The sequence below is a fragment of the Tardiphaga sp. OK245 genome, from assembly GCF_900108575.1.
In the GTDB taxonomy this organism is placed as follows: domain Bacteria; phylum Pseudomonadota; class Alphaproteobacteria; order Rhizobiales; family Xanthobacteraceae; genus Tardiphaga; species Tardiphaga robiniae.
The window spans coordinates 526,030-539,894 of the sequence record NZ_FNWZ01000005.1 but is presented as its reverse complement, the minus strand read 5'-3'; the positions used below and the strand labels follow the sequence as shown (position 1 = coordinate 539,894).

Here is a 13,865-nt window from a genome sequence, read left to right as displayed (position 1 = left end):
TGGAATTAATTATGAAGCATCAGACTCTAGATCATTTCTCTGCGGCAGCTTCAATTGGCTCTAAGGGCACAGTCACGGACGAAAAATCTTTCCGGCTTTGGCCCAGAATGGTTGCTGGCTCGGCGCTTGTTGTAGCTTTGATCGCGGGACTGGGAGGCTGGGCGGCACTCGCCCTCTTAGAAGGCGCGATTGTCGCTTCCGGGGTTGTAAAGGTCGATCAAAACCTCAAGGAGGTGCAGCATCGGGACGGCGGCATCGTTAAGTCGCTTGCGGTCCGACAAGGGGATCTTGTCCAAGAAGGGCAAGTACTTGCGACGCTAGACGACGTTCAGATTAAGGCCGAGTTGCTCATAGTGCGCTCACAACTTGGCGAGGCATTGGGCCGGCAAGCTCGCTTGATCGCGGAGCGCGATAATTTGGACGGCATCGAATTTCCCGCTGATCTCTTCCGTCTTTCGGCCTCTGCCGACAGCGTAGTTCATGGCGAAACGCGATTATTTGCCGGCAACAAGATCGGCCGGGATAGTCAGAAGGAGCAACTTGGGCTCAGTATTAGCCAAACTGGAGAGGAAATTAAAGGAATGGAGGCTCGTCTTGCGGCCAAAGAACACGAGATAGTGCTGGTTGGCGCCGAGCGTGACAAGATGGACGGTCTCTTCGAAAAGAAGATCGTTGAGTATACTCGCGTCTACTCGGTTCATCGGGATTGGGCTAGAATACTTGGTGAAAGAGGCGAGATATCTGCCAGCATCGCCAGAGCGAAGGTTCGCGCCAGCGAAATCAAGGTGCAGGTCATTGCTGTCGACCAAAACGCGAGCACCGAAGCTCAGCGTGATCTGCGTACCGTCGATGCCCGGATTTCAGAACTGAGCGAGCGCAAGCTTGCGATCGAGGATCGGTTATCGCGAACAGAAATCAAATCGCCGGTGACTGGCTATATCAATGAACTCTCGGCATTTACAATTGGAGGCGTCATTACGCCAGCCGCGCGGATTGCCACTGTGGTTCCGGAAAGCGCGGAGCTAAAACTTGAAATCAAGATCTCGCCCAATGACATTGACCAGGTTCGTGAAGGGCAGGCCGCGCGTGTTCGTCTTACAGCATTTAACCGTACCACGACGCCGGAAATGAAGGGTTTGTTGGGCATGGTCTCGCCGGCTTCCTCGCGAGACCCCACAACGGGCCAGGAGCATTACATTGCCTACGTCCATTTGCTGAAAACTGAGGACGCGCTAAATCAGTTAAAGGGGATCAGGCTAGTTCCGGGAATGCCTGCGGAGGTCTTTGTGACAACGCAGGAGAGGAGTGCAATGTCATACCTTGTCAAGCCATTTGCCGACCAAATGAACCGCGCGTTTAGAGAGCGGTGAGGCATCGGCACTCAGCGCCAATCCCCTCGAACAAATGGAAACGCGCGAAGTATCAATGGAGTGCTAGCTGTATCTAATGCGCTGTTACGCGATGCTGCTATGGAAACGCGGAAAAGGATCGATCTCAGCTCGTCTCTCGTCCACTAGCCCATCGATTTTTCTATTGTTCTTCTTGGAAGCGTGAAACCTCCTATTCGCAATTGGTCGCTTGTGGCGCAAAGCAGACCTTCGGAAAATTCGGGGGCAGCGAAGTGCCAAATGACACCGATTGCGATTGGCCCGAGTGCAGACTGCCAACGATTGCTAGGTGCAAAGCAAACGCACGCGGGCTTCTTGAGCTACCGTTATGAATTTCGAGGGCTTTGACTGAGTCATAAAATGCTTTTCCAAACCTATCGTTCCGAGCGCAAAACCTATCGCGCGCCCTTCCAGTTCCTGCCCTCTCGGACAACAACCACGTTCATATCCGTTAGCATCGCGCCGTGGTGTGAAAATGTAGGTGTGATCCGACCTGCCTCGATACACCCTCAAGTTTGCACGGGGGAAGGCGTGAGTCAGTAAGTGACGGGCAAGGAGTGCTTCGACCTGATCTGCCTTGATCAAGTGCAGAATCTCCATCCGCACTTGTTACCTTTTTTCAGCGTGAATCGCTGCTTTGTGCCGAAGATGATGGCACCCTCTTTGAAACCTTGCGGAAAATTCCAGAGGTCGATTTCCCGCTGTCAGTCAGACCTTCATTCCGAACGTCGATCGGGGTCGCTCCGAGAGCGTTCGAAAGTTAAACACGTATTTATTCGGGAAATACATAGAATTTCCTATCTCTTCTGTATGAGACTTGTGCGAAGAAAATCTTCCATTTCCAGCGCACGATGATCTCGGAAACGTAGCCCTCGGCTGCCCGTCTCGCAGGCTTTGCAACCGCGCTTTTCCGATCGACGCGACTGCGGGATCACGAGCGGCACGATTTGAGGTTCACAGCAGATGGAGATGAATGATGATTTTCAATCGACAACCCAGGTATCTCACCGCGGCCTTTGCCATTGCCGTCGCGCTTTCGTTTGCAGCGCTGAGATCGCAACCCGCCGAAGCTACGCCACTGCACCGTGACGCGTCGCCATTCTGTCTGTTGCCAGGCTCATCCAATGGTCCAGGGGGCGCACCGCAGATCTGCGGCTACTATGATTATCGGGAATGTCTGCAGGCCGCGGCCGACATGCACGCCAACTGTGTGGAGAACATCGATTTCCGCGGTAGTTATGAGCGAACGCCTGACGGGTGGCGTGCCCGGTACTGAGCGCCTTCGCGAGTGGCACGGCCCGGTCGATAAAATCTCTTGTGCGGGAAATGAGATCATCTTGAAGAAGGGCACGCCGTGGAACGTGTCTTTCGCTTCTCGAGATAGCGGCGGAGCGCCGCTCGCCCGGGCCGAACTACCGCTCGCGCCTGCCCCATGCGAACGGCACCAGCAGCACGGCAAGCAGCGCCGTTGCTGCCAGCATCGCCCAAGCATCGTTCACACTCCAGACAAAGGCCGTCTTTTCGATCATGGGCCGGACCAGGGCTTCCATGGCAGGAGTGGGTGGGCCGGAGAGACCGCTTGTCAGCAATGTGGGATCGAGGCCAATGGCCATTGCCGCCGTGGGGTCTCCCGATAACAACCGCATATGCAACGCAGAGGCGTAGATGTGGGCGCGGCTGTATAGGATGGTGTCAATCAGCGCGATGCCGATCGCGCCGCCCAGATTGCGCATCAGGTTGAACAGGCCGCTCGCTGCCGGCACCTGCGCTTCCGGCAGCGAGCCCAACGCCAAGCGGGTCGGCGGCAACAGGCAGAACATGATAGCGATGCCGCGAACGATCTGTGGCCAGAACATCTGGTTGAAATCGGTGTCGCGTGTCTGAAACATGCTGAGGGCGAGCCCGATACCAAACACCGCAAAACCTGCGGCGGTCAGCCAGCGCGCATTGAGCCGCCGTTCCAGCGCGACGGCGATGGGTGACATCGCCAGTTGCGCGGCGCCGGTCACCAGCATCGTCGAACCAATCTGCAGGGCGTCGTGACCCCTGACGTAAGCCAGAAAAACCGGGATGAGATAGACCGAGCCGTACAGGCCCACGCCCAGGCAAAAGCTCAACGCGCATCCGATCGCGAATGAGCGGTTTCGGAACGGGCCAAGCTGCACGACAGGATGGGCAGCGCGCAATGTGCGTCGGACGAACAGGCCGCCGCAGAGCGCGCTGATTGTAAACAGACCCGTGCAGGTGACTGACACCCAGCCATCATGGGGTGACTGCTTTAGTCCGATCTCCAGAGTGGCCAGCGACATCGCCATCAGAAGCAGCGACCGCCAATCGATTTCCGCAACGCCGCCAAAGTTCAGCTGTTGCCGGGGCAGCAGAGGAGGCGTCACAACGCAAGCGATCAGCCCGGGAACGACATTGATCAGGAACAGCCAGTGCCAGGACCAGGTCTGCGTGATCCAGCCGCCGACCACAGGGCCGACCGTCGGCGCCAGCACCGCCACGATGCCGGCGATCGTCGTGGCGATACCTTGGTTGCGCGGCGGGAACAGCAGGAAGACTGCGGCGAACACCGCTGGGATGAGCGTGCCGCCCGCGAATCCCTGCAGCACACGAAACGACACGAGGGCGGCGAAGGTGCCGCTCGCGGCGCAGCCGATCGACGCCAGCGTGAACAGCGCGAGGGCGGAGGCAAAGAGCCAGCGCATCGAGAGCACATGCGTCAGCCAGCCCGTCAGGGGAATGGCTATGATCTCGGCGATCAAATAGGAGGTCTGGACCCAGCTCATCGTCTCCGGGGAGATGGCGAGGGCATTCTGAATGGTCGGCAGCGATGTTGCGACCACCTGAATGTCGAGGATCGCCATGAACATCCCAAGACACATCAGGACAAAGCCAAACCATGTGCGGGTGTCAGCGAGGGGCGGTTCGGTGCGCAGGGTCGTCATGGGCTCACGAGCGGTGGGGCAGGCAGCACGGCAGGGTCAAGGCTATCCATCGCGCGGGTCAACCGGGTGCGGCGGACGATCGAGCTGATCAGGCCCGGGCCGCGCGTGGCCGCGGCGAACATCAGGTTTCGGCTGATGCGATGCCCGGCAAGGCAGGAGACGATGCTCGCCAGCCGGATCGGTCCGGCCGTGAATTTTCGCGCGGCCGCCAGATACACATCAGGTGAAAGGCCCTCCCGGATATGCGCGACTGCCAGCGCGGCCGATCCAAGGGCGATGGCAAGGCCGTCGCCGGTGAAGGGTGGGATGTGGGCGAGACGGTCGCCGACCCGATAGGCCGCAGCGTTTCGCTCGCGATGAAGATGCCCGCCGCTGGGACAGACCACGGCCTTCGGCTTGTCCCACAGCGGCTCGGCGTCTGCCAGCCGCTCCGCCAGTGCGGGAAGCGCCGCTGCCACATGGTTGCGCAGCGCAAGCCAGCCGGATCCGAACTGGCTCATGGCTTCACCCGGCAGCACCATGCAGAGGTTGGCGATACCGTCTTCGACCAGTTCGAGGCCGATATAACTGGCCTCCAGAAAGTAAAGCTCGACCCGGCCCTCGAGCGCTCGGCGAATGTCCGGACTAGGCCGCAGGTGCATTTTCAACCCGACCTGCGAGCCGTCGCGCGTGTCGTCGATGCCGCGCAGACCCAGCTTACCGGTGGCCAGTACGAGGTTCCGGCAACTCACCGTATGGCCGTTGTCGCACACGACCAGCCAGCCGGGTCCATCGCGTCTCGCCGTTTTTACCGTCACGTCGCGATGCAGGCGTGCGCCGCTGAAATGCGCGTGTCGCAGCAGCGCGGCGTCGAGACGATAGCGCGACAGCGACAGCCCGTGAAACGGTAGTGCCGAGGTCACGCTGCGTCGCAAGGAATACAGCGCCACCTCATCGACCGGCACCGCGCCGAGCGCCAGCGGATCGACGCCCAGCCGTTGCAACAGCAGTTGTGTCTCGACGCTGAGGAATTCGCCACACACTTTGTGCTGGGAGGTCGCCGTGCGCTCGATCAGCATGACGTCGTGGCCATGACCGGCCAGACCGCAGGCCACCGCGCTGCCGGCCGGCCCGCCGCCGATGACGATTGTCTCGACCTGGATCATCGCACACGTCCGATCACGAAGCGGAACAGGAACCATCGCAGGCGCACCGCGCGCGGCGGGATCCCGGCATCGCGTAACCGTGCTGTCCATTCCGCGCGGGTAAGGGCTCTCGCAACCGAGATCCGGCCGTCGTGAATGACAATGGGATGCAGCCGCGTCAGCCAGCCCATCAGGCCGATGAAATGGAACGGCACCCGGTGGCGCTGCAGGTCGTAGATCATCCAGCCGCGCCGCGCGTTCCTCTCCATCCAGCGCAGGAACGTCACGATCATCTCGTCGGACATATGATGCGTGAGCAAGCTGCTGACGACGAAGTCGATGGGGGAGGGTGGGATGAAATTGAAGATGTCCATCACCTGATATTCGATATTGAGATCGTTGCCTGTCGCCGACTGCGCGATGCGGACCGTCTCGCGATTGAGATCGAGCCCGATCAGCTTGATCTGCCGGCCGCGCCCGGCGGCCCAGCTGCGGATCGCTCGCAGCAGGTCGCCATAGCCGCAACCGACATCGACGAGCGTGAGCTCGGTGCCTTCAGGTATCCGCTGGATGGCGGCGTCCAGCCAGGCAATCACCGCTCGGTGCCCGAGCATCGCGCCGTTGAAGCGGGCAAGGTCGCGCAGCACAAGTTCGAGCTCTTCTGGACTTGCGTCGGCACTGTCCAGCCATTCGGCTTCGGTGCTTCGCTGCGACAGGTCCGTCGCTGCAGCGTGGGTGGTGCTGAATGTGCTCATGAGGTCAGGCCGCGGTTCGAAAAAGCATGGTTTCCGCGATCAGTCCGGGCCCGAACGACATCGCGCACCCGCTGCGGCCGCGTACGTCCGAACGCATCAGCCGCTCGATCACGAACATGACCGTCGCCGACGACATGTTTCCATAACGGCGCAGCACGTCGCGCGACGCGGCCAGCGCGGTCGGCGCCAGCGCGAAGGCTCGCTCCACCGCGTCGAGAACGCTCCGGCCGCCGGGATGCACTGCCCACAGGTCGATCGACGCCGCGGGCGCTCCGGCCAATATCTCATCGGCGCTCCGCCGTAGGCCGTCCTGGATGACGGCCGGAACGCGTCCCGACAACACCATGTCGAAGCCGGCATCGCGGATGTTCCATGTGATCAGATCGCGGGTATCGGGGACCAGCATTGCGCGGAAACTGTCGAGCGCGATGCCGGACGGCTCGGCGCTCACAAGGCTTGCCGCGCACCCGTCGGCGAACAGCAGGAACGAGAGCATCTGCTCGAGATCGGCGGTTTCCTTGAGATGCAGCGTACAGAGTTCGAGGTTGACCACCAGTACGCGCGCCGACGCCTCGGAGCGGACGATGTGATAGGCCAGCTTCAGCGCGTTGATGGCGGCGTAGCAACCCATGAAGCCGATCACGGTGCGTTCGACCGTCGTCGGAAGCTCGCAACGCGCGATGAGATCGATGTCGACGCCAGGCGCGGAGAAGCCTGTGCAACTGGTGACGATCAGGTGTGTGATGCGGTCACGATCCGCTCCGAGATGCAGCCGATCGACGGCGGCTTGCGCCAGTTCGGGCGCGTGTCGCTCATATTGCTCCATCCGCGTCGCCGTATCGGGAAAATCACTACGGGCATAGAAGCCGCCGGCATCGAAATGGTCGCCTTCTGGCCGATTGCTCGGCGTAAGGCACGAGAAGCGGTGCTCGATACCGGACTTGTCGGCCATGCGTTCGAACAGCCGCGCCTGACGCGGGTTGGCCAGATGGAGCGTTGACCGTGCGAAGCGGCGAAAGGCATCATGAACGTCGTAAGGCGGCACAGCCGTTGCGACCCGATTGATATAAACTGCTGGCAAGGGAATCCCTCCGTATGCCTCCGCCGTATGAGCGCCGGCCGATGAAGGTCGAGATAGCAAAGAAAGTCCGCGGAGCGATTAAATTGCGATTTAAGAACGGACCGACGCTCTGCTTCGGTCGCTGCCGGCGGGGTCGATGGCAGGTGTCTGGCCGGCAATCGTTGCGCATGGGACGTCACTGCGTCGCAAGTTAAATTCGTATTTAATTGAAGAACACAAGCCTTCCGAAGATGTTGTGGCCATGGGTCCGCCGTCTGGCTGGGCGCGTTCCGATGGCTGCTGCATCAGTAAGCGCCGTTCGCAGGTGGGTCGATGCTTGGAATTCTGACGTCGTTCGTTCGACAAGGTGCGATCTCGTTAGGGGTGTCGCTGTTGCTTGCCGCAACCGCATTTGCGGTGGCGCGCCCGCCGCACAAGTCGCCGCCGTTTCAATCGGCAGCGATTGAGCGTCGCCCGGCCACTGCGGCCGCTTTCATTGGAGCGAGTCCGTTCGCTCTCAACAGCTGTTCTGCGACCGACAAGATGGTTGCTGATATCAATCTTCGGCCGATGGCGGACAGGGATCAGGATGTGTTTGCAGAACTGGTATCGCGAGGACCGGACGTAATCGACATGGCGCAGGCCGTGCTTTGCTACGGACACGAGGAAAAGCTCCGCCGCCTGGCCCGGCAAATCATGGCGACACGGCATACCGACGCCGGAGCAACGCCGTACCCGATCCCGGGATCCTCGGTATCTGTCGCAGCGGCCAGGTTTGCACCGATCGGATGGACGAAATGACCGAGTTTCGACAAAATGACGACGTTTTACGTTACGCTACGGCGCGGTCGCACCTTATCGTGTCTTCAGATCAAACGGTGCCCGAGATACTCCAGATGACCAAGATTTTGCTGATCGAGGACGACAGTGAGACCGCCGAGGAACTCGTGGCCGAACTGACGCAGCGCGGCTTCGAGGTCGAACACGCCGCGAGCGGCATCGAGGGACTCGACAAGGCCCGCTCCATCAAGCCGGACTTGATGGTCGTCGATCGCATGTTACCGGGAATGGACGGACTCACCATCGTCGAGGCGCTGCGGCATGACCAGATTCGCACGCCCGTACTGATCTTGAGCGCGCTTGGAGCGGTCGATGATCGCGTCCGCGGATTACGTATGGGCGGCGATGACTATCTGACCAAGCCTTTTGCGATCGTCGAACTCGTGGCGAGGATCGAGGCCCTGTTACGCCGTCCGATCGAAACGCGGGAAACCATGTTGCGGGTGGGGCCGCTCGAACTCGACCTGATCGAGCGCACCGCGCGACGTGGCGAGCGGGAGATCGAATTGCTGCCGCGGGAATTCCGCCTTCTCGAATACATGATGCAGCGGAACGAGCAGCTGCTGACGCGGGCGATGCTGCTGGAGGAGGTCTGGAACTATAAATTCGTCCCGGACACTAATCTTGTCGATGTCCATATGGGGCGGCTACGGCACAAGGTAGACACGCCGGGCGATCCGCCAATGATCCACAATGTCCGCGGCGCAGGATTTATTCTTCGTGCGCCTTCCTGATTTCGTCCGCACGACGACGTTCCGGTGGACGTCCATTGCGATCGCGCTCTGCATTCTCTTGTTCTCAGCCTTCGTGTACTGGGAGGCTGGCAGCTCGATGCGGGCCGACATGGACGTTTCGATCGCGGAGGCGAGCGAGGCGATCGCTTCGGACGTGCCAGAGCGCAGGGTCATCGCCATCGAGGACCGCCTGGCGTCCGATCCGCGCCGGACCCGGTTGGCCGGTCTGTTCACAGCTGACGGAAAACGGATCGCCGGCAATCTGCGCGATATCCCGCCGCAACTGGCGATCGACGCGCAGATTCATGCGACTCAGGTGGTCAGGATCGATCCGCACAAGCCGGAATCGATGTCCGTGCGCGCCATCGGTCGTCGCTTGCCTGACGGCCAAGTGTTGGTCATCGCGCGCCATAGCGGCGAACTCAAGGAATTGGCGGCGGCGATCGGCCGCGCCCTGCTGCTCGGTCTGCCGGTGGCGGGCGCCCTCAGCCTCGCGATCGGTGGCGTGCTCAGCCTGCGGGTGCAGCGTCGTGTCGATGAACTCCATGCACAGGTCAGGCGCATTATCGATGCCGACTTGCGCGAGCGACTTCCGACGGCCAACCTCGACCACCCCTTCGACAAGCTGGCCATCATCGCCAACGGTATGCTCGACGAGATCGAGGTGCTGGTCACCGAAATGGCAGGGACCGGCAACGAGATCGCGCACGATCTGCGCACGCCGCTGACCCGTGTCCGCGTTGGCCTCGAGCGCGGCCGCGCCAATGCCACGACGGTCGCGGACCTGCAGGCGGTCGCCGACCGCGCGATCGCTGGCGTTGACGAAGTGCTTACCATTATCACCAGCCTGCTGCGTATCCAAGAGATCGAACATTATGGCGACCGCAGAGGATTCGGTGACGTCGTGCTGGCGGGTTTGCTGCGTGAGGCCTGCGACCTCTACGAACCGATCGCCGAAGACAAGCAGGTCAGCCTGCGCGTCGATGTCGACGACGATGCCATTGTCCGATGCGATCGCGATCTGCTGCAGGAGGCCGTCATCAACCTGGTGGATAACGCGGTGAAGTTCACGCCGCCCCATGGAAGCGTCCAGCTGGCTCTCGTGCGAGGGCCCAGCGATGTCATTATCAGAATATCGGACACCGGAGCCGGCATTGGAGAAGACGAGCGTGAAGCAGTGCTGCGGCGGTTCTATCGCTCCGACAAGAGTCGCAGGACTGTTGGCACCGGTCTTGGCCTCAGCCTGGTTTCCGCGATCGTCGAGCTGCATGGATTCCGGTTGACGCTGTCGACCGGTCCCGGCTGCGTCGCGGAGATCGCCTGTCCATTGCCGGAAAGGTGATCTGTCTAAAGGGCATTTTAATCGTCTCGCCGTGTCCGCTCACCATGTTTCGTAGATCACGCTGTTGCCTCGACGTCGGATGGACGTTCACGGCAACAGCGGCATCGATGGAAAGGATGAGATCATGAAAGGACGTACATTCAAGGTATTCGCAACGGCTGCGCTGGCATTGAGCCTGCTGGCCACCGCCGCTGATGCACGCGGCGGCGGCGGAGGAGGTGGTGGGCACGGTGGTGGTTTCGGCGGCGGTGGCGGCCATATGGGCGGCTTTGGCGGCGGCTTCGGTGGTGGTCACATGGGCGGCTTCGGAGCCGGTGTCGGCGGCGGCCATATGGCAGGCATCGCCGCCGGTCATGTGGGTGGAATCGGCGGCGAACATCTCGGCGGATTAGGCGGCCAGCGTTTCGCAGGAGACAGCTTCGGATCGCACGCCTTTACCGGGCATCACCTCGTCAGACATACCGGCCGTGGCTTCGGCTTCCCGGGCTACTACGATGATTATGGCTACGGCTGTCCGTATGTTTACGGCCCGCTGCATCCCAACCATTATCCCTGGGTCGCCGGCTGCAGCTGACGAACCGTGCTGCAAGGCATCGCCGACGTGACGTTGCGGAAGCCACGTCACGCCGGCTTCGTGCGTGCCGCGAGCCGAACCTGAATTCGAATTTATATCCTTAACCTGTAATTTAATGGTTCCCGCGACCGCCACCGCTATCTTCTCAGGATCGTCCGCAAAGGCCGTGACATCGGCCCCGGACATCGATCAGCAACAGATCAATCGTAGCGGAGCGGCCGACATGAATACCGATGGAACGTCGACAGAGTATTCCACACCGGCGCCTGGTCTGGCGGCTCCGATCGGGCTGCGGTCGCCTGCGGCAGCCGACGCCGCCCTGAATTACCTAACCGATATCCGGCGTTTTGCGATGCTCGCACGTGAGCAGGAATACGTGCTGGCGACACGTTGGCGCGATCACGGCGACCGTGCTGCAGCCGAGCAACTTGTCACCAGCCACTTACGCCTCGCCGCCAAGATGGCCATGAACTATCGTGGTTACGGCCTGCCGCTGTCGGAGATCACGTCGGAGGCCAATCTCGGTCTGATGCAGGCCCTTGACGGGTTCGACCCGGACAAGGGATTCCGCTTCTCCACCTATGCAGTGTGGTGGATCCGTGCGGCGATCCAGGACTACATCCTGCGCTCATGGTCGCTGGTGAAGATCGGCACCACCGCGAGTCAGAAGAAATTGTTCTTCAAACTGCGTTCGGCCAAGAGCAGGATTTCGGCGCTGGGAGGCGGCGACTTGCGGCCCGACCAGGTGACCCTGATAGCCACCGATCTGGGCGTGGCCGAGAAGGACGTCGTCGACATGAACCGTCGGCTCGGCGGTGATGCTTCGCTCAACGCGCTGGTGCACGATGACGAGGGCGCCGCCGAGCGGCAGGACTATCTGATCGATCAGGCGCCCACACCAGAACTGATCACGGTCGAGCAGGACGAAATCGATCATCGTCGTCAGGTTCTGGTGCACGCGATCGACGTACTCAATGCGCGCGAGCGGCACATCTTCGAGGCGCGTTATCTCGCTGACGAACCGGATACGCTCGAAGACCTCGCGCAGCACTATGGGCTGTCGCGCGAGCGGATCCGCCAGATCGAGCAGCGGGCGTTCGAGAAGGTGCAGTCGGCGGCGCGCAAGCTTTCGCACGATCGACGTCACACCCGCGCCCCGGCGCTGGCAACGCATTGAATTGCGTCATTCCAGCGGACGATGACGAATCGCGCAAGCGCGGGAAATCCGTTATGTTGGCGGCCCAAATGTCCCTCACGGGCCGCTCACGCGATGAATCTGGCCGAGTTTGCGAGTAGTTCAACCTTCCGCGCCGCTACGGTCGCGGCTGTCGCGCTTTCTTTGTTCGTGCTGGTCCTGTTCGGCTTCATCTATTGGAAGACCGACCGTCTGCTAGTGACCCGCTCCGACCATGTCATCGCCTTGCAGCTGAAAACGGTGGCGGCATTGCCGAATGAACGCAGGCTCGACGCGCTTCATCTTCAACTCAGCCAGGATTCGCGCGACGTGCATTTCATCGGCCTGTTCCGGGCGGATGGAAGCCGGGTCGCCGGCAATCTCGAGCGCCCGCCGGCGACGCTGCGGTTGGATGCCACAGTGCAGACCGTCGAGATCATAAGGCAGCGCCCCGCTGGCCCGGAGCAACTAACCGTTCAGGGCATCGGCCAGCAGTTGCCGGACGGCGAGATATTGGTGATCGGCCGCTATGTCGATGAGGCGATTCAGCTGTCGATGGTTGTCAGCCAAGCTCTGGCTCTCGGTCTGATCCCGGCTCTGCTGCTATGCCTCGCGTTGGGCGCACTGCTCAGTCTGCGCGCCGAACGTCGGATCGCGGGCGTTAATGAGCGCATTCAGCGCATCGTGGCGGGCAGTCTGCACGAACGGCTCCCGGTTAATCGCGGTCGCGATCCGTTCACTCAACTCGCCGGCATGGTCAACAGCATGCTGGATGAGATCGAAACGCTGATCCACACGATTGCCGGAGTCGGCAATGACATCGCGCACGACCTGCGGACCCCATTGACCCGGGCACGCCTGGCGCTGGAGCGCGGCCGAAACAACGCCAGGACGCTGCCCGAACTGCGATCTGTGGTCGACAAGGCCATCGCGAGCATGGACCAGTCGCTGGCCATTGCCGCGGCGCTGCTGAGGCTGGCCGAGATTGAGAACAACCGTCGCTCCACCGGATTCGGTAAGGTCGCACTGGAGGAACTGCTGCACGACGTCCGCGATCTCTATGCACCGATCGCCGAAGATAAGGGCATCACGCTGCGCACCGATATCGTTCATGCCCCGATCGTCGAGGGAGATCGTGACCTGCTGATGGAAGCGATCGCCAATCTGGTCGATAACGCCATCAAGTTCACGCCGCGGGGTGGGCAGGTCCAGATCACGACGGTGTCCGGGGACGGCGAGAGTATCCTGCGGATCACGGACACCGGCGCGGGGATAAGCGAACATGAGCGTAGTGCGGTGCTGCGGCGGTTCTACCGTTCCGATGCGTTTCGCAAGACACCAGGTCTTGGGCTTGGCCTCACTCTTGTTGCCACGATTGCCAAATTGCACGGCTTTCGGTTGACGATTCTTTCGGGGGCGGGGTGCGTGATCGAAATCGGATTTCCTGACGCTTCCGAGATAAAAGTCTAGACCGCGATCACATCGCCGCGAGATCGCTGTCCGTTGCTCGGGACGCCGTTTCCTAAATCGTTATTTAGTTGGCCCGCGGCATCGCATCATTATTTCTTCCAAAGAAGCAACGATAGCGCGCCGCTGGATCGCCAATCCGGTTGGTGTCAAGGAAGGAATGATCCAATGCGCTCAAATCTCATGCCAATAGTGTCAGCAGTCTTCATGGCGTTGATCGCTATCGCAGCAGCTCCGAATGCCGCGATGGCCCGTGAATCCATCGTTGCATCGAAGCCCCTGCCGGCTCCGGTGGGGCATGCCCAGCCGACCCCGAATGGCTTTCTGTCAGACGAAGATGCGAACGCGGACGAACAGCAGCGACTTTCAAGGTTCGATGCGCGGCAGCATCTGCTGGACGAACAACTCGACAAGTCACTGAACATCTGCCGCTGCTGAGTTTCTGCTTTCATGCGG

At 61.0% G+C, this 13,865-nt stretch carries 13 protein-coding genes; 9 read left to right on the top strand and 4 right to left on the bottom strand.

Going from position 1 to position 13,865, the window contains the following annotated elements:
• Window positions 1–11: 11 nt before the first annotated feature.
• Both BLW80_RS25670 and BLW80_RS31030 read left to right on the top strand, forming a co-directional pair.
• Window positions 12–1,370 (top strand): HlyD family type I secretion periplasmic adaptor subunit, encoded by a 1,359-nt coding sequence (locus tag BLW80_RS25670; RefSeq protein ID WP_093760876.1) that lies wholly within the window; start codon window positions 12–14, stop codon window positions 1,368–1,370.
• A 991-nt stretch (window positions 1,371–2,361) separates the two neighbouring features.
• Complete coding sequence (locus tag BLW80_RS31030; RefSeq protein ID WP_139285946.1) at window positions 2,362–2,664, top strand: DUF3551 domain-containing protein; 303 nt, start codon at window positions 2,362–2,364, stop codon at window positions 2,662–2,664.
• Between the two features lie 136 nt (window positions 2,665–2,800).
• On the opposite strand, the gene BLW80_RS25665 is transcribed toward BLW80_RS31030, so the two are convergent.
• The 4 genes from BLW80_RS25665 to BLW80_RS25650 all read right to left on the bottom strand — a co-directional run bounded on the left by BLW80_RS25665 (window position 2,801) and on the right by BLW80_RS25650 (window position 7,299).
• A complete protein-coding gene (locus tag BLW80_RS25665) occupies window positions 2,801–4,339 on the bottom strand; it encodes a DHA2 family efflux MFS transporter permease subunit (protein ID WP_349633253.1) in 1,539 nt (512 codons plus the stop codon).
• Window positions 4,336–5,484 carry an NAD(P)/FAD-dependent oxidoreductase gene (locus tag BLW80_RS25660; RefSeq protein ID WP_093760874.1) on the bottom strand — a complete coding sequence of 383 codons (1,149 nt, stop codon included), beginning with the start codon at window positions 5,482–5,484 and terminating at the stop codon, window positions 4,336–4,338. The genes BLW80_RS25665 and BLW80_RS25660 overlap by 4 nt, the downstream gene beginning before the upstream one ends.
• Complete coding sequence (locus tag BLW80_RS25655; protein WP_170849802.1) at window positions 5,481–6,110, bottom strand: methyltransferase domain-containing protein; 630 nt, start codon at window positions 6,108–6,110, stop codon at window positions 5,481–5,483. Before BLW80_RS25655 ends, BLW80_RS25660 begins: the two co-directional genes overlap by 4 nt.
• Window positions 6,111–6,222: 112 nt before the next feature.
• Window positions 6,223–7,299 carry a type III polyketide synthase gene (locus tag BLW80_RS25650; protein ID WP_093760870.1) on the bottom strand — a complete coding sequence of 359 codons (1,077 nt, stop codon included), beginning with the start codon at window positions 7,297–7,299 and terminating at the stop codon, window positions 6,223–6,225.
• Window positions 7,300–7,662: 363 nt separating this feature from the next.
• Between BLW80_RS25650 and BLW80_RS25645 the strand changes: the two genes are divergently transcribed.
• The 7 genes from BLW80_RS25645 (at window position 7,663) to BLW80_RS25610 (ending at window position 13,847) form a co-directional block, all read left to right on the top strand.
• Window positions 7,663–8,079: a hypothetical protein gene (locus BLW80_RS25645; RefSeq protein WP_093760868.1), complete on the top strand. Its 417-nt coding sequence runs from the start codon at window positions 7,663–7,665 to the stop codon at window positions 8,077–8,079.
• A 95-nt stretch (window positions 8,080–8,174) separates the two neighbouring features.
• A complete protein-coding gene (locus BLW80_RS25640; RefSeq protein WP_093760866.1) occupies window positions 8,175–8,852 on the top strand; it encodes a response regulator transcription factor in 678 nt (225 codons plus the stop codon).
• Window positions 8,812–10,194 (top strand): sensor histidine kinase, encoded by a 1,383-nt coding sequence (locus BLW80_RS25635; RefSeq protein WP_093760864.1) that lies wholly within the window; start codon window positions 8,812–8,814, stop codon window positions 10,192–10,194. The genes BLW80_RS25640 and BLW80_RS25635 overlap by 41 nt, the downstream gene beginning before the upstream one ends.
• 124 nt (window positions 10,195–10,318) lie before the next feature.
• Window positions 10,319–10,768, top strand: a complete 450-nt coding sequence (locus BLW80_RS30880; protein WP_244528440.1) for a hypothetical protein — start codon at window positions 10,319–10,321, stop codon at window positions 10,766–10,768.
• A gap of 166 nt (window positions 10,769–10,934) precedes the next feature.
• Complete coding sequence (gene rpoH, locus BLW80_RS25620; protein ID WP_283805525.1) at window positions 10,935–11,945, top strand: RNA polymerase sigma factor RpoH; 1,011 nt, start codon at window positions 10,935–10,937, stop codon at window positions 11,943–11,945.
• Between the two features lie 93 nt (window positions 11,946–12,038).
• The gene (locus BLW80_RS25615; protein WP_170849801.1) at window positions 12,039–13,412 is read left to right on the top strand and encodes a sensor histidine kinase; all 1,374 of its coding nucleotides are present in this window, start codon (window positions 12,039–12,041) and stop codon (window positions 13,410–13,412) included.
• Window positions 13,413–13,616: 204 nt separating this feature from the next.
• On the top strand, window positions 13,617–13,847 hold the full coding sequence (locus BLW80_RS25610; RefSeq protein WP_093760858.1) for a hypothetical protein: 231 nt from the start codon (window positions 13,617–13,619) through the stop codon (window positions 13,845–13,847).
• Window positions 13,848–13,865 lie beyond the last annotated feature (18 nt).